Origin of the sequence: Rossellomorea sp. NPDC071047 (assembly GCF_050270195.1) — a bacterium.
Classification (GTDB): domain Bacteria; phylum Bacillota; class Bacilli; order Bacillales; family Bacillaceae_B; genus Rossellomorea.
In genome coordinates this window covers 202,996-221,996 of record NZ_JBNNJT010000004.1, presented here as the reverse complement: position 1 = coordinate 221,996, position 19,001 = coordinate 202,996, and the positions used below count along the sequence as shown (strand labels likewise).

Genomic DNA, 19,001 nt, shown 5'->3' with positions numbered 1-19,001 from the left:
TTTCAACTCCGATTCTAGGATAATGATTTTTCAGCTTTCACACCGAAAAACTTATTTGAAATGAACAGAATGACAGCGATGATGGCGATTTGAATCATTCCGTAAGCAGCAGCCTGCCCCATATTAAACATGCGAAGCTGATTCATGATTTCAATGGAAATAGGGCGGTTGGATATGGTGTAAAGCAATACGGATGTTGGAAATTCTCCGACGGATTCTACGAAAGCGAGGAGTGTCCCGGCTAGGACTCCTGGCATGATGATAGGCAAAATCACTTTTCTAAACGTATAAAACCATTTCGCCCCTAAGCTTCTGGCAGCTTCTTCAATCGAGTCATCGAGCTGTTCCAGGACGGCATTGGTTGAACGGACGACCAATGGGATATGCCTGATGAAATAGGCTAACGGCAGGATCCAGAACGTGCCGACAAGAATGTTTCCGAAAGAAAAAATAGTCGGCTCGTTAAAGGCGAAAATCAAGTTCATCCCGATAACGGTGGCAGGAAGTGCCCAAGGGATCATCACTAATATATCGACAAAGCTCTTACCGACAAATTTCCGCTTCACTAATAAGTAAGAGGTCAATACCCCGAAAACAAGGTTCCCTGCTGTTGCAATGAACGAAAGGATCAAACTATTTTTGAGCGGCTTAAATATATTCGGGTCCTCAAAGAGTAACCGGTAATTTTCGAAATTAAAAACACTTGGATATGTCTGCCATGTCCATGTACCATCGGGAACAAGAGAGAGAAGCAGTATGGTGAAGTGAGGCAGGAGAAGAATAACGACTCCGACAACACCTGCAGCGACCAATGTCCACTTCATAAATGGATTCTTTACTTCACTGCGATGAGCACCGATCCCCTTTGAAGCCATACGATAATCTTTCCGATTCTGATACCATCTCATGAAAAGTAAGAAACTGATGGATACAATCGACAGGATGACAGATTGTGTAGCGGCGACTTCCATATCGCCGTTTATCTTGGAAAAATAAATTTGTAAACTTAACACGCGGAATCCGCCTGCCAATAGAAACGGAGCACTGAAGGATGCCATTGAAATCATAAATACCAGCAATGAGGCAGCAACAATCGCTGGAGTCAATAATGGAAAGGTCACCTTCCAAAAGACTTTAAATCGATTGGCCCCCAGGTTAAAGGCAGCTTCCTCTAAGGATGGATCAATTTTATTGATAGCCGAAGAGACAGTCATATAGAAATACACATACATGGTGTATGCGTGTACGATCAAGATTCCGGAAACACCACCGATCTTAAAGGGAACGTCCTTCAATCCGAACAAATCTTTGATGGCGTTCGGGATTAATCCCGTTTCACCGTATAAAAACATAAAGGCCATGACCCCGACCAGGGAAGGGAGGACGATGGGCATAATGGCGGCGGTTGAAAAGAAATTGCGACCAGGAAAATCATAGCGATTAAATATAAAGGCCAGTGGAATTCCGATCAGGGCAGCGACTAAAACACTTAAAACTGAAATATAGACAGAGTTCCATAAGGCTTCCAAATTTGTTTTCGATTCCTGAGTGAAAAAGTCTGTATAGTTTTCAAATCCTATGCTGCCGTTTTTGTTCAAGCTTTCCAGGAACGTCCGCAATGAAGGATAAAGCACATAAGCAATCAACACCAGGAGTACAGGCAGCAGCAGCCATAGAGTTAAGCGGGTGTCCCGATTTTTGATCATGGGGCATCACCGCTGATCACTGGTATGAGGCGCATATGCTCTTTAGGTAATTCAACCTGGATTTCATCACCTGGTTGAAGTTTATTAGAAAGAAGAGTATTCAATGTATGAACCTGTAGGAGCTGCTGTTCTACTTCAATCTGGACGTTAATGACTGACCCGAAGAAGTGAACTTCCTTAACGATTGCTCTGAACACATTTTCACTTTCACTATATTGCTCCACAAGCTTTATCGCTTCAGGACGGATTGAGAGGGCGATGTCTCCTTGTGCATTCATTTCTTCAATGGCGGGATTGTTATGTACTGCAATCTCTTTGGTGATCGTGCCGCTTTTTGCTGAGACATAAGCATTATCTTCCTCGACACGATTAAGAGTAACAGGCAATAGATTAATCTCCCCGATAAAACTGGCGACAAAGTCGTTGGCAGGTTCATTATAGATTTCAGTGGGCGTCCCTACCTGATGGCATACACCAAAGTTGAAAACAGCAATCCGGTCACTCATGGAGAGGGCTTCTGCCTGATCATGGGTCACGTAAATAGTGGTAATGTTGTATTCTTTCTGTAACCTGAGGATCTCACTTCTCATTTCGTCACGAAGCTTGGCATCCAGATTACTGAGTGGCTCATCTAACAGAAGGATTTCCGGTTCAATCACCAATGCACGAGCTAACGCGACACGCTGCTGTTGACCTCCGCTTAATTGACTCACTTGACGTTCGGAATATTGTTCAAGTCTGACTTTATTTAAAACATCTTTAACCCGGGCCTTTACTTCTTTAACAGCCAGCTTTCTGACTCTTAACCCGAAAGCAACATTTTCAAATACCGTCATGTGAGGAAAGAGGGCATAGTTTTGGAATACCATGCCCGTATTTCTTTTTTCAGGAGGTACACGCGTCATGTCCTTTTCACCAAAACGGACGACACCTTTAGTAGGATAGTAGAATCCGGCAATCATCCTGAGGGTAGTTGTCTTACCACAACCGCTTGGACCAAGGAAGGTAAAGAATTCCCCGTCCTTGATATCCAAGTTTAATTGATCAACTGCTACAACCTTTCCAAAGGCTTTTTGGACATTATCTATTTTTATCGACGCCATACCGGTTACACTTCCTATTCTTTGATTTCTTTCTCTCCGTTTTTGATGTTTTCATCCCAATGCTTCATCCACTCATCACTCTGCTCCTGGAATACTTTCCAGTCGATGTCCATACTCTTGATTTCAGTTTCTGTAATCCACTCAGGAAGTCCCTCGATATCGTTTCTCGTAGGAATGCGATAGAATTCTTCTGCCAGGATCTTAGCTGCTTCAGGTGTATTAACAAACTCATAAAATGCTTCTGCAGCTTTTGGATGAGGAGCGCCTTCAACAAGTGCAATCCCCTCTGTCAGAACAGGTGTCCCACTTTCAGGGATGATAAATTCGAATGGATAGTTCTTGTTTTCTTTTAACATAACGACATCCGGCATTGCCCAGACAGAAAGGGCGCCTTCGCCTTTAGCGACCTTGTTGTACATCATTTCCGGGTTAGCTGAATATTCCTTTGTGTTTGCGTCTAATTTCTCGAGCCACTCATATCCTTTAGCCGGATCATTGGAATCTTTATAATCACGATAAATCATCGCCGAGAAGATCGTTCTCATCGTTCCGGAAGCAAGAGGATAACGAATGATGATTTCGTCTTTCCACTTAGGATCCAATAATTCATCCCAGTCTTTCGGTGCTTCTTCTTTAGAGATTTCTTTGCTGTTATACATGATCACTTCCGGAGTCTGGCTCGTACCGGACCAGTTCCATTCAGGATCATGAAAGCCTTCATCTAAGCTTGACGCATAGGATGGTTCATAAGGTTTCAGTAATCCTTCGTCTTTCGCTTGATCAAAGTTTGTGGAAGGAGCCCCCCACCAGACATCTGCTTGAGGGTTATTCTTTTCGGAACGGATCCTGTCCAGGATTTCTTGTGACCCCATATCGAGCCATTCAACGTCTACATTGTATTTTGCCTCGAATTTCTGTTCGAATTTTGAGAGGATGTCTTTTCCATGAGGAGAGTACACAACAATCTTTTCTTCAAGCTTGTTTTCTTTTTCATCCGAGCTGCTTGAACTTGAGCCTTGTTCTGATCCGCCACAAGCTGAAAGCAATAAAGCAGCTGATAGAGAAACCGTTGTCATCATCGATAATTTCTTGTTCAATTTCATGAAAAATCCCCCTTGTTATCAAAAATTAATCATACCCTCGTGCTCGCGTAAAAACAGTGAAACTGCACCTAATACACCAACATTTCCCCCTAATTGTGAAACCTTCAATTCTACTGAACTTGGAAGATACTGATCTACCATTTTCCGTAATCTTGGAAGGATAAAATCGGATGACTTTAAAACACCACCTCCTAAAATGATGACCTCTGGATTTAGTAAGCTTGCTGCGTTGATGATTCCGTAGCCAAGGTGGTCAATCGCATCATTGACGACGGAAAGGGCTGTCGGGTCCCCGGACTTTGCCAGATTAAAAGCCGTTTCCCCGGATAACTCTGTTTGTTTGGCTTCTTCATAAGCCGGATGATCAGGTTTCTCCAATACCAGGGTTGTAAGTTTATGTCCAATGGACTTGCCGCCGGCTACACTTTCCAGATAACCATACCGATGAAACATCGGTTTAAAGTCATTCTGAAGGTCATCTTTATCTGTCACCATATAACCGATCTCCCCTGCGGCGTTGGAGTGTCCCCTGTAAAGCTGGTTATTGATGATGATGCCGCTTCCGATCCCAGTCCCCACGGCCATGAATAGAACGTGGCGATTGTTTTTTGCGCTTCCGACCCACTGCTCCCCAAGTGCAGCAACATTCACATCGTTGTCCACGTGGATGGGGAAGGAGAAGTGTTTTTCAGCTTCTGAAAGAATCGGGTATCGAATCCAATTGAGGCTGGGAGCTTCAAGTACTACCCCGTTTTGTGTGATTCCCGGTACACCGATGCCCATTCCTAATACGTCGTTGGTTTGGATTTGTAGATGATCAAGCATTCGGAAGACATCTTTTGCGATTTGCTCCAAAAGGCCTGTCTGCAAATAGTGTGATGTAGAAAAACTCTTTGAATGAATGATATTTCCACTTAAATCAGAAATGATCGTTTTCACTTTTGTACCGCCAATATCGGTTCCAATCACATAGGCGGCTTTTTCATTGAAAAATAGCTGAATCGGCTTTCTTCCTCCTTGAGAAGAAGAGGGACCTATTCCTTTTTCATAGATCCATTTTTCTTTTATCAATTCATCCACAATTAATGAGATGGTCGGCTTACTCAAGTTCATTTGTGCAGCAATTTCCGCCCTGGAAATAGGGGAGTTTTCTTGAATGCACTGAAGTACTCTTTTTTTATTCAACGATTTCATCTGCATAGGTGCACCTCTTAAACTCATTGCATCACGGCCTTCTTTATTTTGGTTAGTAAAGTTTACTAATTAACAAGAAATATACCTTATTATGGAATAAGTTACAACAGTTATTTTAATTTTATGATAATTTAAAATACTAATATGACAACAGTTTGAATTTTCTGTAAAATAGTTATTTACATTATTATCCTTGTGTGATACTAATTAGGAGAGGTTACTAGGTTTAGTTGGTTAGGTAATTTAACTAACATACTAAAGACCTATGTCGAAAGGGGTGGGAGTTGCAGTTATACGTTTGACCAAAATTCCTGAAAATGAAAGGGGTTACATGAATGAGGTTTTTGAGCTATTTACTCTCACTATTGCTGGTGCTTTCTTTTTTACCTCTTAGTGGTGTCGTTCATTCAGAAGAGCATGATGTTGAGTTATGGAATGCCGTCAAACCTTTGAATACGACAGTTACGTTTTTAAACACAGGGGCTCACCCTGATGACGAACGAAGTGATTTCCTTGCATATTTATCCAGAGGTCTTGGTGTGAAAACCTCAAGCTTAATTGCGAATAGAGGAGAGGGCGGCCAAAATGAAATTGGTCAGGAGCTCGGGAATGCCCTTGGAATCATTCGCTCCAGGGAAATGATCGAAGCCGCCAAGATTACTGGAGTAAAAGCCTACCACCTCAGTGAAACCACCTCAGATCCGATTTACGACTTTGGGTTTTCTAAAACCCCAGAAGAAACGTTGGAAAAATGGGGTGAAGAGCTCACATATGAAAGACTCATCCGATTCATCCGGACCTACCAGCCAGATATTTTAATGCCATCCTTCAGAGACTCCGACTCCCAACATGGACATCATCGCTCCATCACCATACTTAGTCAACGGGCGTTTGAGGACGCTGCAAATCCAGACATATTTCCAGAACAACTAAAAGAAGGCTTGTCTGTTTGGCAGGTGAAAAAGTTTTATTTGCCTGCTGAATCAAAAGAAACAGCCACTACATCCATAGAAATCGGGGATTACGATCCCATTTATGAGATGTCTTATCCGCAAATAGGGGAAGAATCCCGCTATATGCATAAAAGCCAGGGAATGGGGAATGAGATCGGTGTGGCCCCGAGACAGACTCACTTGGAATTAGAGAAAAGTTCTGTAGAAACCACAGGCACTGATGAATTGTTTGAAGGAATTCCCTACGATTTTAAAGAGTGGGCAGAAGAAATGCCTAAAGGTGAGAAATCTCTCAAGGTTCACTACGCTAAGTTTCAAAAGAGCTTAGAAGGGATCATTTCAAGCTATCCTGATCGAGATGAAACGTTCGGAAAAGCGCAGAAAGCATTGAAAGAAGTAGAGAAAATTGAGAAGAAAACCGAGAAATCCAAGCTTGATGAACAACTGAAGAAAGACTTGCTTCATAAAATTTCCTTGAAGAAAGAGCAGCTGAATACGGTAAGTTTTGTTGCTTCGGAATTAAGTATCGACGCCTCTGCGGAAACGACCGTATTGACAAGGGGGCAAGAGGTGCAGGTGAAAGTTCAATTAGCCAACCAGGGAGAAGAGAAGCTGAAAAAAGCGGAAGTCGAGCTCGTTACACCGGAAGATTGGGTTGTTGAGAGCGGTGGAAAAGCGGTTGACCTCAAGCCTGGTGAGGAACGTGAAGTGGTATTTAACGTTGAAGTTCCGGGTGATGCCGAGTATTATCATGCATACGAAGAACCGGCAATTCAGGCTAAAGTAAGCTTTGAAGCAGCAGGATCAAAAACGACCCACGTTCAAAATCTGAACGGGACCATTGCTGTCTTACCTGACGTAAGCATCACCCTTAACCCGGAAGATATCGTGGTCAATAGAGCTGATGTACAAGATGAAATTCCTGTGGTCGCGAAGGTGAAGAACTATCGTGATGGAGCCACTTCTTCACAGGTATCGTTAACGGTTCCAGAGGGTTGGAAGGTATCCCCCAAAGAGGTGACGGTTCAATTCGATGAGTCACAGGAAGAGAAAGACGTATCCTTTACACTAAGTCCGCCGGAAGGCATCGGTGAAGGGAATTTCGAGGTAGATGCACAAGCCGTCGTGGGCGGTCAAACCTTCTCCTCAACGGTTCAGGAAATAAGCTATGACCATATAGGGACATTTTATTACCTGTACGATTCCAAAGTGAACGGAGTTGCGTTTGAATTGCTGACTCCTGAAAATCTGAAAGTTGGTTACATCGAAAGTGGCTTTGATAAAGTGGCAGACTATCTTCGCAATGTGGGAATGGACATCACATCACTTACAGAAGATGATTTAGCTTCAGGAGATCTTAGTCAATACGATACGATCGTGACAGGGATCCGTGCTTATTTATCGAGGGAAGACCTGGCGGCGAATAATCCGCGTCTGAAAGAGTATGTAGAAAACGGTGGGCATCTGGTTGTTCAGTATCATAAACCGAACGACGGATGGGATGAAAATACTACAGCACCATATCCATTAACCATTGGAAACCCGTCGATCCGCTGGAGAGTAACCGATGAAAACGCGGCAGTCACGGTATTGCAGCCTGAATCACCATTATTTAACTACCCTAATACCATTACCGGATCGGATTGGGATAACTGGGTACAAGAAAGAGGCTTGTACTACCCGATGGCCTGGGATGACCGCTACGAGACCTTTGTCCGTATGGCAGACCCGAATGAAGAACCATTCGACGGAGGAATCCTCATGACCGAATACGGAGAAGGAACCTACCTATACACCAATCTCGTATTCTACCGCCAAATCCAAGGCGGAGTCCCCGGAGGCTACCGAATCTTCACCAACCTCCTAAGCTACGGCCAAAACTAAGAGAGGGACGGACCTTCGTTTTTTTCGTACTGTGGTGGAGAAGTGTGGTAACTCAGCGTTAACGTGATTTGATGTGCAGAGAAGGACTGTGCAAGGAGTACTTGTAGTGCTTGTAGGGACGGACCTATAGCAAGGGGGTGTTTCTTTAGAAACCCCGATTTCAAAAGGTATATCAATCCATTTGAGGTGATTGGAGGTCCGTCCCTCTAATCACCACTAACTACCAATCTTTCATCATCTGGTAGAGATGGTTGACTTGGGTGATGAATTTATCTTTGCGTTTTTCTGTGAAGTAGGTAAGGGAGGATAGGGTTCGTTTGAATTTAGGGTGATCTTGAAGGATCTTCAGGATTTCCCTATTTTCTTCGTATTCGAAGTTTTCTCTTAGAATCATAGGATTGTGACTATTACGAGGACTGACACTTTCCTCGCCGTACATAATTCGGTTCATCTCATGGGTAGGGATTTTATAGACTTCTTTAAAGGTAAGGAGCATTTTATACGGGATGTCCCTTGTACCATTTTCATAGTTTGATAACGTACTCTGATTGATATTTAAACGAATGGCGGCTTCTCTTTGAGTAAGCTCCAATATATCATTCCGATAATGCTTTAACTCTATATGTAAGTCCATTCTTATCACCGACTATCCCTTTTTTCTTCAAGATAAAGGTTTTAAGTGTTTTTAACGGCAAATTACACGATATGAAATACTAATATTGATTACAAATATAAATAATTTGGAAAAGGTATACAAAATTACAATAAAACGTATTAAAATGTAAATATAATTGTAATTTTGTCGAATTGGGGGTAAAGGTGGAAGATAGAATGGGAGATCAGAACAAAGGGAGAAAGATTAGCGTTATAGGCGTCACAAAACCCGATTTAACGGGAAAGGTCAAATGGGTACCTTTGAGGCAAGAATCAAATCTGGTATTCAGTACTAAAAATAACGGCAAACAGCGTGTGATCTACTACTCTCAAAATAGCTTTACCGGCGAGGGAACGAACAGGAAAGATTTCCTACTAATAGATAGAAGAGAAGAGTAAAGATGAGGGAGGGACCTCTAAAGTAGAACTTGACAACAAGCAGCCTCATTTAACGCCTTTTGTAAAATTCAAGAGGTCCGTCCCTTAAAAAAAGAGGATTTTGAGGAGTTGTGTCGAATAGGTAGTTGTACGAAATTTAGCTGTATCAAGTGAAGGAGTGATGTTATGGTTCGAACGCCTCGGGATTGGTGTCCGGGAGTCACTTATCATGTGACAGCGAGAGGGAACCGGAAGCAAGACTTGTTTCATGACATTGAAGATCGAAAGAAGTATTTATCCTACTTGCAGGACACGAAAGACAAGTATCCTTTTACCATCCACGCTTACTGTTTGATGTCCAACCACATTCATCTTCTGATCGAAACCCATGACGTTCCACTCCAGCAGATCTTCAGAATTATTCATACCCGTTATGCCATCTATTTCAACAAAAAATATGATTATGTCGGACATGTCTTTCAAGGCAGATATGGCTCAACCAAGATTGATACCCCTGCCTATTTTATTAAGGTCAGCAGATATATTCACCAAAATCCTGTCAAAGCCAAACTCACCGTCGTCCCCGAGTATTACCCCTGGAGCAGCTACCCCTCATATGTTCATTCCATCGACAACCCGCTCCTTTCAAAGGAGAGGACCTTGGTATATTTCCCGGACTCAGAAGTGAAGCTTTATAAAGAATATGTAGACGACAAAGAAGAAGAGAAGGAGGACCTAAACAAGGAATTTGACGAAAATACAATTAAAATTGTAAAAAAATAAAATATTTTTGTAAAAATTTAAAGGATATTAGTTGTTTATGTCGAAAATCATGTTTGTAGGACCAAATTCCTATAACGAGGAGGAGGAAAAATGAAAAAAGACTTTATATTGGTGTTTGAGGATTTCCATGTTTCAAAGAGGAGTATCAAAAAATCGAAAAAACATTTAGTGGTCTTTCAAGGCCAGCATTATTACAATAAGTTAGTCGTTGTGAATCAGCCGCCGGGATTTTCCCATGCACTCGAAAGCATTATGTACTCCGATAAGATACTTGAAACAGTTGGTTTTACCACCTTGTTTGCCGTTCCAATCGATCGTAATCATACCATCCCATTTAAGTTTGTCCGTATTGGTGACAACACACCAAAGGATTGTAAGGTTGTACTCGAAAAGCGGGTTGGAGTGGAGCAACTGAATATACGACCTTTATATCCTATGGATGACCGTCTCTCTAATGAAGACAAACAGGATATTCTGTCTTACCTGAGCCTGAAGTCCGATGATGGAACCGTCACCTATCTCATGAACAACCCCCAAGTGTTCAAAGGAAAAGGCAAAAAACAAGAAGAGTAAAGGAGGAATGAGGCGAACCTAAATTGAATAGGTACGTCTTTTTTTATTGAGGGACGGACCTCCAAGCGTTTAAGCTAGTCAACACTTCCTAAGTCCTGCCTGAGAGGCTCTCCAAAACCCTTTACCACGCTACCAAACTACCTCTCTAAGTTTCTAAAATCACCACTTTTTTCGTTGACCTCTTTTGAATCAGACCATACAATATAAGTAGTTATTAGTATTTTTAGAATTTTCATGTAAGGTGCGAATGCCACTTGGATAAGACAGATCATACTCGTATCGGTAAGAACGCCATGCTTCTTCTCCTCGTAGACAAAGAGGAAGAAGAATGGAATCGTCATTTCAATGAACTGAATTGGAGTTACTGCACCGGGAAGATCGGCTCCATGGACAGTCAGAAAATCGTGGCTGCGATTGAAACGGCAGCAAAACGAAGTGATCTTGTCCGTGAAGATTTGTACCGTGAAATGCATGCCCTATATCACGCAATTATGGAGGCTTTAACGGGTGTGACCCGGGGCCATACGCAATTAGGTGAGGTTCTGCGCACAGTGGGATTGCGCTTCTCTGTTGTACGGGGGACTCCATATGCAAGTAAAGATGAAGGCGAATGGATCGCAGTAGCGTTATATGGAACGATTGGTGCGCCAATTAAGGGGTTGGAGCACGAGACAATCGGACTTGGAATTAATCATATTTAAATAATCTAGAGCCTAGAGATATTAGTTGAAAGGAGGCTCGACCAACGGCAGAAGTCTGTCTTTGGTCGAGCCTCTTTTTGTATGGAATTTTGGGGTCAGGTTATTAGGGAGTGGACTGTGCTGTTTTGAAGGTCCGTCCCAGAGTGGTTTAAAGCGTTAAAGAATGAAACAACAAACATAGCGATTTAGAGGGGTTTAGCCATACTGAGGTTGTGAAGAGGCAACTTATGGAGGTCCGTCCCTAAAAATATGAAGAGGTGATTGTAATGGTGGAGTTGACGGGTTGTAGTTTGAGTTTGGATGAGGCGAAGAGGGTTATTTATGGGAACGAGCAGGTGGAGCTTTCGCCGGTTAGTATGGAGCGGGTGCGGAAGAGTCGTGAGGCGGTTGAGCGGATTGTGAAGGAGAAGCGTGTGGTGTATGGGATCAATACGGGCTTTGGGAAGTTCAGTGATGTGTTGATTGATGCTGATGATGTGGAGGAGCTTCAGCTGAATTTGATTCATTCACATGCTTGTGGAGTGGGTGATCCATTTCCGGAAAACGTTTCACGTGCCATGCTTTTACTGAGATGCAACGCTCTTTTAAAAGGGTATTCAGGTGTTAGGCCAGTGATCGTCGAAAGACTAGCGGAGTTCTTGAATAAAGGAATCCATCCTGTGGTCCCGCAGCAGGGTTCATTGGGAGCAAGCGGAGACTTAGCGCCACTTTCCCATTTAGCTCTCGCGCTGATGGGAGAAGGCGAAGTCCACTATCAAGGTGAGGTACATCAAACCCTTCCTGTCCTTTCAAAAGAAAACATCTTCCCGATCCAGCTTCAGGCTAAAGAAGGGTTGGCACTCATCAATGGAACTCAGGCAATGACGGCAATGGGCGTCATCGGGTACCTGGAAGCTGAAGAACTTGCTTTCCAAAGTGAGATGATTGCGAGTCTGACTATGGAAGGGCTTAGAGGAATCATGGATGCCTTTGACGAAGATATTCATTTAGTAAGGGGCTATCCTCAGCAGGTCGCAACGGCCAAAAGAATCCGGGATTACCTGGAAGACAGCAAGCTGACAACGAAACAAGGAGAGCTCAGAGTCCAGGACGCATACTCGTTACGTTGCATCCCGCAGGTTCACGGAGCATCATGGCAGGCGCTTGATTATGTAAAAGAAAAGCTGGAAATCGAAATGAACGCCGCAACCGATAATCCTCTCATTTTCGATGACGGGGAAAAGGTCATTTCAGGGGGGAACTTCCACGGACAGCCAATCGCCTTCGCCATGGATTTCATGAAGATTGCTGTAGCTGAGCTTGCCAACATTTCAGAAAGACGGATCGAACGACTCGTGAATCCGCAGCTGAATGATCTGCCGCCGTTCCTGAGTCCGCAACCAGGACTCCAATCCGGTGCCATGATCATGCAATACTGTGCGGCATCACTAGTATCCGAAAACAAAACACTCGCCCATCCAGCGAGCGTCGATTCCATCCCGTCATCCGCCAACCAGGAAGACCACGTCAGCATGGGAACCATCGGATCGCGACATGCCTACCAAATCTTACAGAACACAAGAAGAGTCCTGGCCGTCGAACTGATCTGCAACCTGCAGGCAGCAGAACATCGAGGGACGGACCTCATGGCAAGCAAGACACGACAATTTTATGAAGCAGCGAGAAAGGTCATCCCTTCCATCACTAAGGACCGGATCTTCTCGAAAGATATAGAAAAAGCCAACCAGTGGCTGCAACAAACAACGTTAAGCACACTCATCAAACCAACCAAAACAAAGGAGGAAACAACAAATGGTTAAGGCAAACAAACGCATCGTACAAATTAAAACAGGGACGGACCTTGAATGTAAAGGATGGGAGCAGGAAGCGGTCCTGCGCATGCTCTATAACAATCTCGATCCAGAGGTAGCTGAGATTCCGGAAGATTTGGTCGTTTACGGTGGTATCGGGAAAGCGGCCCGTAACTGGGAGTCCTTCGACGCAATCGTTCACACGCTCAGAAACCTGGAAAACGATGAAACCATGCTTGTTCAATCCGGTAAGCCGGTTGGTGTGTTCAAAACCCATAAAGCAGCTCCAAGAGTTTTACTATCCAACTCGGTCCTTGTACCAAAATGGGCAAACTGGGAGCATTTCCATGAGCTTGATCAAAAAGGCCTCATGATGTATGGCCAAATGACGGCTGGAAGCTGGATCTATATCGGGACACAAGGAATCCTGCAAGGGACGTATGAAACGTTCGCAGCACTTGCGAAGAAACATTTCAACAACTCCCTTAAAGGTACGATCACTCTAACTGCGGGTCTAGGGGGAATGGGTGGAGCACAGCCACTAGCCGTCACCATGAACGGTGGAGTCGTGATTGCAGTAGACGTTGATGCAGAACGTATCCAAAAGCGCCTCGACACGAAATACTGTGATGTGAAGACAGATTCCATCGATGAAGCGTTAATGATGGCCTATGAAGCACGCGATCAAGGCAAGCCACTTTCCATCGCATTACTTGGAAACGCGGCAGAGTTTCATCATGAACTTTTAAAGAGGAATGTCCAAATTGATATCGTTACTGACCAAACATCAGCCCATGATCCTTTAAATGGCTATGTACCAGAGGGGTACTCGCTCACAGAAGCGGCAGAGCTTCGCAAACAGGATTCGAAAGCCTACACGACGCTTTCACAAAAGAGCATGGCCAAACATGTGGAGGCAATGCTTGAGTTCCAGAATAGAGGATCGATTGTATTCGACTACGGTAACAACATCCGTCAGGTAGCGAAGGATGAAGGGGTCGACAATGCCTTTGATTTCCCTGGCTTCGTTCCAGCCTACATCCGTCCATTATTCTGTGAAGGAAAAGGACCATTCCGATGGGCGGCTCTGTCAGGAGACCCAGAGGATATCTATAGAACAGATCGCTTGATCAAAGAGCTTTTCCCTGAAAACGAAGCACTGAATCGCTGGATCGATATGGCCCAGGAGCAGGTTGCTTTCCAAGGGCTGCCTTCACGAATCTGCTGGCTTGGATACGGTGAGCGTGTGAAGATGGGTCTTGCCATCAACGAGCTCGTCAAAAACGGAGAATTGAAAGCGCCAATCGTCATCGGACGTGACCACCTGGACTGCGGATCCGTTGCTTCACCGAACCGTGAAACCGAAAGCATGAAAGACGGCAGTGACGCAGTAGGAGACTGGGCGATCCTTAATGCCCTCATCAACACAGCAGCAGGCGGCTCCTGGATCTCCTTCCACCACGGTGGCGGAGTAGGAATGGGCTACTCACTGCACGCTGGAATGGTGGTTGTAGCAGACGGGACGGACCTTGCGCAGGAAAGACTAGAACGCGTGCTCACAACAGACCCTGGAATGGGCGTCATCCGCCACGTGGACGCAGGCTATGACATCGCAGAAAAAACAGCTGAAAAACACAACATCCACATCCCAATGAACAAAGGAGGAGAATAATATGACCGCAGAAAAACACTTCGACACCATCATCGACAACATCGGACAACTCCTGACAATGGATCACGGGGACGGACCTCTCAAAGGGGGGGAAATGAGTAAACTCAAGGTTTCAGAGCATGCGGCCCTTGCCATCAGGGACGGACTTGTCGCATGGATCGGAACCCACGAAGAAGCGCAATCCCTCAAAGCAACGGAACGAATCGATGCAGAAGGTAAGCTTGTGACACCAGGTCTTGTTGACCCGCACACGCACCTGGTCTTTGGCGGCTCACGTGAACACGAAATGGCCCTCAAACAGCAGGGTGTACCATACTTAGAAATCCTGAAACGCGGGGGAGGCATCCTATCAACCGTGGGTGCTACCCGTGAAGCATCAGAGGAAGAGCTGCTCACTAAGGCGCGCTTCCACTTAAACAGAATGATTTCATACGGAGTCACAACGGTCGAAGCGAAAAGCGGCTACGGCCTTGACCGCCCAACCGAACTAAAACAGCTGAGAGTAGCCAAACAACTGAACGAATCGCACCCGGCAGACATCGTCTCCACATTTCTTGGGGCACACGCGATCCCACCGGAATTCAAAGGCCGCTCCGATGAATTTTTAACGGAAATGCTCGAGCTACTGAACGATATCGAAAAAGGACAGCTGGCTGAATTCGTCGATATCTTCTGCGAAACAGGGGTATTCACTGTCGAACAGTCCCGCGAGTTCCTGAAAAAAGCAAAAGAAAAAGGCTTCTCCGTCAAAATTCATGCCGACGAAATCGATCCACTCGGCGGAACGGAAATGGCAACCGAAATCGGGGCAACAAGCGGAGACCACTTAGTTGGCGCATCCGAAAAAGGTATCCAGGCACTGGGCGAGACGGACACCATTGCGGTCCTCCTGCCAGGCACGTCCTTCTATCTGAACAAAGGCAAGTTCGCCAACGCAAGAGGCATGATGGAAGCGGGAGCGGCAGTCGCCTTGTCAACAGACTTCAACCCGGGAAGCTCACCAACAGAGAATCTGCAGTTCATTATGAACCTTGCTTCCCTGCAATTGAAAATGACCCCGGAAGAAATCTGGAATGCCGTCACCGTCAACGCAGCACATGCCATCAACAGGGGTGACTCAGCAGGAAAGCTTGCAACAGGCCGAAAAGCCGATATCGTCCTATGGGATGTACCAAACTATCATTACGTACCGTATCACTACGGGGTGAACCACACCCACACCGTCATGAAAAACGGCCGGATTATCTACCGCAAGGAGAAACTTCATGAGCACATTTCAGCACATTAAGCAGGCGGGGAAAGCTCAATTCAAAGACCGCTACACAACCAAAGTAGCAGAGCTCCTGACACCTTGGGAAGAGGGGAAGAAAGGGGACATCGCCATCATCGGTGCTCCCCTCTCCAAACCTTCCATCTCCCACTCAGGGGCAAGCTTTGCACCTGACGCAATCAGAAGATGCCTGAACTCGTTTACGACGTACAACATCGAAAGAGGAACGGACCTCCAAGAAGACAAGAAAACCATCATAGACTTCGGCGACATCACCATGCACCCGACATCGATAGAAGAGTCCCATCAACGAATCTATGAATCAGTCAAAGATGCTACCAACACTAACGCAGCACCCTTCACCATCATCCTTGGAGGCGACCATTCCATCACCACATCAACGGTGAAAGCCATCAAGGAAACGAAGGGGACAGTGGGTATCATTCAATTCGATGCCCATCATGACCTGCGTAACACAGAGGACGGAGGTCCGACCAACGGCACACCGTTTAGGAGATTAATAGAAGAGGGACATATCAAAGGTGAACACCTGATCCAAATTGGCATCCGAAACTATGCAAACGCGAAAGCCTATTATGACTATGCTATCGAGCAGAGTGTGACGGTGTATACGATGAAGGACGTCAGACAACAACCGATCGCAGAACTTATCCAAGGCGCCTTAGCCCAACTAGAACCCAAAGTCGACACCATCTACCTCTCCGTAGACATGGATGTCCTCGACCAGGCATATGCCCCAGGCTGCCCGGCGATTGGTCCAGGAGGGATGCACCCGGACACCTTAACGGATGCGATTCGAACTGCACTCCAACACCCAAAAGTCACGACCATGGACATCGTAGAAATCGATCCAACCCTCGACATTAGAGACATGACGAGTAGAATCGCAAGCCTTCTAATCATAAATTCACTTATTTAACTAATACGAAGGTCCGTCCCTCACCACTTTAAAGCGGTGAGGGACGGACCTTTAATGTTCTGGTAAGGCTAACTTCTTTGTGTTTAGTTATCATCTATTATTCATTCTTATGTTGATCCCGAGAACATACATCATCTTGAATGAATTGTTAAGAAGCAATAGACGGATACATTATTTATTTGTGCCATCGGAATTTTCAAAAACATCCCCAAAAATGAGACACCTTAATTCCGACAAGCGTCTAATTCAAGAATAACTTACAAAAATGTAAAAAAATTCATTAAACTATAGCGGATGGGGAACGGACCTAGGTATAATGAGGGCTTGGAAATAGCGTCCATCCAGCCTAATCAAGGGGGATATAAAATGGGAGAAGTGTTACAGCATGAGAAGAGGGGAGTGATGCAGATGGAAGTAAGTGGGGAAAGGTTGATTGAGAATTTGATTGACGAGTATGAAGCACAGGTCACAAAATTGGTGTATTTATATGTGAAAGACTGGTCAGCTGCTCAGGATATTACACAGGAGGTATTCATTAAAGCATTTCATGCTCTCCATCAGTTCAACCAAAAATCCTCGTACAAAACGTGGATTTACAGAATAGCCATTAACCAGTGTAAAGATTATAAACGCTCAGCTTATTTCAGGAAAAATATGATCGTGAATAAATTCCATAGCATTCTTAATAAAGAGACGGGAGTCACCCCGGAACAAGAAATCATACAAAACGAAGAAAATGATTCTGTCGCATCTCATATATACTCCTTGCCCATGAAATATAGAGAAATCATTTTATTATACTACTACGAGGAATTATCGACCCAGGAAATCGCTGATATGCTGGGGATTAACCCTTCAACGGTCCGGACGAGGTTAGATCGCGGAAGAGAAAAGCTGAAGAAAACAATGGAAGGGAGGTTTCCCAATGAATAAGGACCCTTTGCACAATTTGAAGAATGAAATAGAACGGGAAGTATTCAAGAACACCGACCCTGTCAGTCAAAAAAGAGCCATTATGACGAAGATAAGGAGTGAAAAACAAAAGAAGTCATCGCCAAAATCTATCTTCATCAATCTAGGTGTTTCTATATGTATCATCATGATTCTTTCTATTCTAAGTTCCAGTTTTCTGTTTAAGGATAACCTGGTGAAGGAAAACGATAAAGAGGAGTCTAGAGATCAATTCACGTTTATACCTAATGACAATGCAGATGAACAAATAAAAGATGAAAAAGCTATAATCAGGAAATCCGCAAAACCAGTTGATCGCGTAAATGAGAATGAAGGACAAGAAGAAGGGATAGAAAAGTCAGAAGAAGGGCCATCTGTTAAAAATGAACAGGAAAACAAGCCTGAAAAGGTGGATGTACCACCTTTAAATCCCTTTGACCTGTCTATCATCCTAAGTCACCCGGATGAATTTAAGCGTGAAGCGAAGAATGGAACTTTCATAGGGACTTCTTTTACCATAGGAGATTCTGTTGACGAGATACAGGAGTTATACAAGGATACGTATGAAGATATCAACATTATGAAAGGTCATAAAGATTATGATCGGATTAACAATTATCTACTCCATTTTCTTCAAGATGAAAAGAAGCTGTTACAGATTCGCTCTAATATCAGCCCTGTATACAAACTGGATCAAGTTATCGAGACGCTTGGTGAACCGTATTATTTTTATAATGTGATGGAAGGCGTTTATACTGCGGATTTTCACTACGGCGAATATATTGTTGAAATGCAGTTAGACGGTCTTAACAAACTTAAACCAAATACGGCTGGCGAGATTCAAACCATTGATCGCGGATCGTATATTACATCAGTGGCACTTCTTAAGAACAAAGGAGGTGCGGATTATTTAAGTAAGGATATTCAGTACCTTGGCGAGGAAGAAGTGGTAGATTTTCGAAAGGAATGGTTCAACGAAGCGAGAGACTATATCGTGCAAAATACAGTATCTCACGCAGTCATCCAACACTCTCAACAGGACCCGTTGGAATTTAACATCGTAGTCCCGCAGGAGACACCAGAGGACGAAATGAGAGCGATAGCAAATCAATTCCTGAAGAGATTGACGGAAGTTTCGAACGAAGCAATCGAAGAAGGAACAATATGGAATGATTATACCTATGTTATCCATATTGAGAATAGTATAGACGGTTATTACGATACGGGATTGAGCAATTCGAAAAGTACTCATGAAGGGGGTTATCCAGACATCAATTGGACCGGTGATTTAAGCTCCATTGAGTAAGGTCCGTCCCTCACATAAGAACTTTGGCATATGCCAAAGT

General features: G+C 44.3%; 16 protein-coding genes. 11 read left to right on the top strand and 5 right to left on the bottom strand.

Features of this window, described 5'->3' with window-relative positions; genetic code table 11:
• Nucleotides 1-14: 14 nt before the first annotated feature.
• From ACQKFO_RS15320 to ACQKFO_RS15305, 4 genes are read right to left on the bottom strand one after another with little or no spacing between them, the layout of a single operon-like run.
• Complete coding sequence (locus ACQKFO_RS15320) at nt 15-1,706, bottom strand: ABC transporter permease (RefSeq protein ID WP_427599812.1); 1,692 nt, start codon at nt 1,704-1,706, stop codon at nt 15-17.
• Entirely contained in the window at nt 1,703-2,809 is a 1,107-nt protein-coding gene (locus tag ACQKFO_RS15315; protein WP_427599810.1) for an ABC transporter ATP-binding protein, read from the bottom strand. Before ACQKFO_RS15315 ends, ACQKFO_RS15320 begins: the two co-directional genes overlap by 4 nt.
• Nucleotides 2,810-2,823: 14 nt before the next feature.
• Nucleotides 2,824-3,912, bottom strand: a complete 1,089-nt coding sequence (locus tag ACQKFO_RS15310; RefSeq protein ID WP_427599808.1) for an extracellular solute-binding protein — start codon at nt 3,910-3,912, stop codon at nt 2,824-2,826.
• Between the two features lie 18 nt (nt 3,913-3,930).
• The gene (locus ACQKFO_RS15305; protein WP_427599806.1) at nt 3,931-5,112 is read right to left on the bottom strand and encodes an ROK family transcriptional regulator; all 1,182 of its coding nucleotides are present in this window, start codon (nt 5,110-5,112) and stop codon (nt 3,931-3,933) included.
• 329 nt (nt 5,113-5,441) lie between these two features.
• On the opposite strand from ACQKFO_RS15305, the gene ACQKFO_RS15300 reads away from it, so the two are divergent.
• Complete coding sequence (locus tag ACQKFO_RS15300; RefSeq protein WP_427599804.1) at nt 5,442-7,943, top strand: NEW3 domain-containing protein; 2,502 nt, start codon at nt 5,442-5,444, stop codon at nt 7,941-7,943.
• A gap of 220 nt (nt 7,944-8,163) precedes the next feature.
• On the opposite strand, the gene ACQKFO_RS15295 is transcribed toward ACQKFO_RS15300, so the two are convergent.
• Entirely contained in the window at nt 8,164-8,577 is a 414-nt protein-coding gene (locus ACQKFO_RS15295) for a helix-turn-helix domain-containing protein (RefSeq protein WP_427599802.1), read from the bottom strand.
• Nucleotides 8,578-8,774: 197 nt separating this feature from the next.
• On the opposite strand from ACQKFO_RS15295, the gene ACQKFO_RS15290 reads away from it, so the two are divergent.
• The 10 genes from ACQKFO_RS15290 (at nt 8,775) to ACQKFO_RS15245 (ending at nt 18,961) form a co-directional block, all read left to right on the top strand.
• Complete coding sequence (locus tag ACQKFO_RS15290) at nt 8,775-8,996, top strand: hypothetical protein (protein ID WP_427599800.1); 222 nt, start codon at nt 8,775-8,777, stop codon at nt 8,994-8,996.
• A 165-nt stretch (nt 8,997-9,161) separates the two neighbouring features.
• Nucleotides 9,162-9,758 carry a transposase gene (locus ACQKFO_RS15285; RefSeq protein WP_427599798.1) on the top strand — a complete coding sequence of 199 codons (597 nt, stop codon included), beginning with the start codon at nt 9,162-9,164 and terminating at the stop codon, nt 9,756-9,758.
• 90 nt (nt 9,759-9,848) lie between these two features.
• A complete protein-coding gene (locus ACQKFO_RS15280) occupies nt 9,849-10,331 on the top strand; it encodes a hypothetical protein (RefSeq protein ID WP_427599797.1) in 483 nt (160 codons plus the stop codon).
• Nucleotides 10,332-10,585: 254 nt separating this feature from the next.
• Complete coding sequence (hutP, locus tag ACQKFO_RS15275) at nt 10,586-11,032, top strand: hut operon transcriptional regulator HutP (protein WP_427599795.1); 447 nt, start codon at nt 10,586-10,588, stop codon at nt 11,030-11,032.
• Between the two features lie 266 nt (nt 11,033-11,298).
• A complete protein-coding gene (gene hutH / locus ACQKFO_RS15270; protein ID WP_427599793.1) occupies nt 11,299-12,831 on the top strand; it encodes a histidine ammonia-lyase in 1,533 nt (510 codons plus the stop codon).
• Nucleotides 12,824-14,494, top strand: a complete 1,671-nt coding sequence (gene hutU, locus ACQKFO_RS15265; protein WP_427599792.1) for a urocanate hydratase — start codon at nt 12,824-12,826, stop codon at nt 14,492-14,494. Before hutH ends, hutU begins: the two co-directional genes overlap by 8 nt.
• A 1-nt stretch (nt 14,495) precedes the next feature.
• Nucleotides 14,496-15,782 carry an imidazolonepropionase gene (gene hutI / locus ACQKFO_RS15260; protein WP_427599791.1) on the top strand — a complete coding sequence of 429 codons (1,287 nt, stop codon included), beginning with the start codon at nt 14,496-14,498 and terminating at the stop codon, nt 15,780-15,782.
• Nucleotides 15,760-16,704 carry a formimidoylglutamase gene (gene hutG, locus ACQKFO_RS15255; protein ID WP_427599789.1) on the top strand — a complete coding sequence of 315 codons (945 nt, stop codon included), beginning with the start codon at nt 15,760-15,762 and terminating at the stop codon, nt 16,702-16,704. Before hutI ends, hutG begins: the two co-directional genes overlap by 23 nt.
• Before the next feature lie 366 nt (nt 16,705-17,070).
• A complete protein-coding gene (locus ACQKFO_RS15250; RefSeq protein WP_427599787.1) occupies nt 17,071-17,637 on the top strand; it encodes a sigma-70 family RNA polymerase sigma factor in 567 nt (188 codons plus the stop codon).
• Nucleotides 17,630-18,961: a hypothetical protein gene (locus tag ACQKFO_RS15245; RefSeq protein ID WP_427599786.1), complete on the top strand. Its 1,332-nt coding sequence runs from the start codon at nt 17,630-17,632 to the stop codon at nt 18,959-18,961. The genes ACQKFO_RS15250 and ACQKFO_RS15245 overlap by 8 nt, the downstream gene beginning before the upstream one ends.
• Nucleotides 18,962-19,001 lie beyond the last annotated feature (40 nt).

Bases quoted from the DNA above. Each gene is read 5' to 3' on its own strand.
- ACQKFO_RS15320 (WP_427599812.1), bottom strand. From the start codon at position 1,706: ATGATCAAAAATCGGGACACCCGCTTAACTCTATGGCTGCTGCTGCCT.
- ACQKFO_RS15315 (WP_427599810.1), bottom strand. From the start codon at position 2,809: ATGGCGTCGATAAAAATAGATAATGTCCAAAAAGCCTTTGGAAAGGTT.
- ACQKFO_RS15310 (WP_427599808.1), bottom strand. From the start codon at position 3,912: ATGAAATTGAACAAGAAATTATCGATGATGACAACGGTTTCTCTATCA.
- ACQKFO_RS15305 (WP_427599806.1), bottom strand. From the start codon at position 5,112: ATGCAGATGAAATCGTTGAATAAAAAAAGAGTACTTCAGTGCATTCAA.
- ACQKFO_RS15300 (WP_427599804.1), top strand. From the start codon at position 5,442: ATGAGGTTTTTGAGCTATTTACTCTCACTATTGCTGGTGCTTTCTTTT.
- ACQKFO_RS15295 (WP_427599802.1), bottom strand. From the start codon at position 8,577: ATGGACTTACATATAGAGTTAAAGCATTATCGGAATGATATATTGGAG.
- ACQKFO_RS15290 (WP_427599800.1), top strand. From the start codon at position 8,775: ATGGGAGATCAGAACAAAGGGAGAAAGATTAGCGTTATAGGCGTCACA.
- ACQKFO_RS15285 (WP_427599798.1), top strand. From the start codon at position 9,162: ATGGTTCGAACGCCTCGGGATTGGTGTCCGGGAGTCACTTATCATGTG.
- ACQKFO_RS15280 (WP_427599797.1), top strand. From the start codon at position 9,849: ATGAAAAAAGACTTTATATTGGTGTTTGAGGATTTCCATGTTTCAAAG.
- hutH (WP_427599793.1), top strand. From the start codon at position 11,299: ATGGTGGAGTTGACGGGTTGTAGTTTGAGTTTGGATGAGGCGAAGAGG.
- hutU (WP_427599792.1), top strand. From the start codon at position 12,824: ATGGTTAAGGCAAACAAACGCATCGTACAAATTAAAACAGGGACGGAC.
- hutI (WP_427599791.1), top strand. From the start codon at position 14,496: ATGACCGCAGAAAAACACTTCGACACCATCATCGACAACATCGGACAA.
- hutG (WP_427599789.1), top strand. From the start codon at position 15,760: ATGAGCACATTTCAGCACATTAAGCAGGCGGGGAAAGCTCAATTCAAA.
- ACQKFO_RS15250 (WP_427599787.1), top strand. From the start codon at position 17,071: ATGGGAGAAGTGTTACAGCATGAGAAGAGGGGAGTGATGCAGATGGAA.
- ACQKFO_RS15245 (WP_427599786.1), top strand. From the start codon at position 17,630: ATGAATAAGGACCCTTTGCACAATTTGAAGAATGAAATAGAACGGGAA.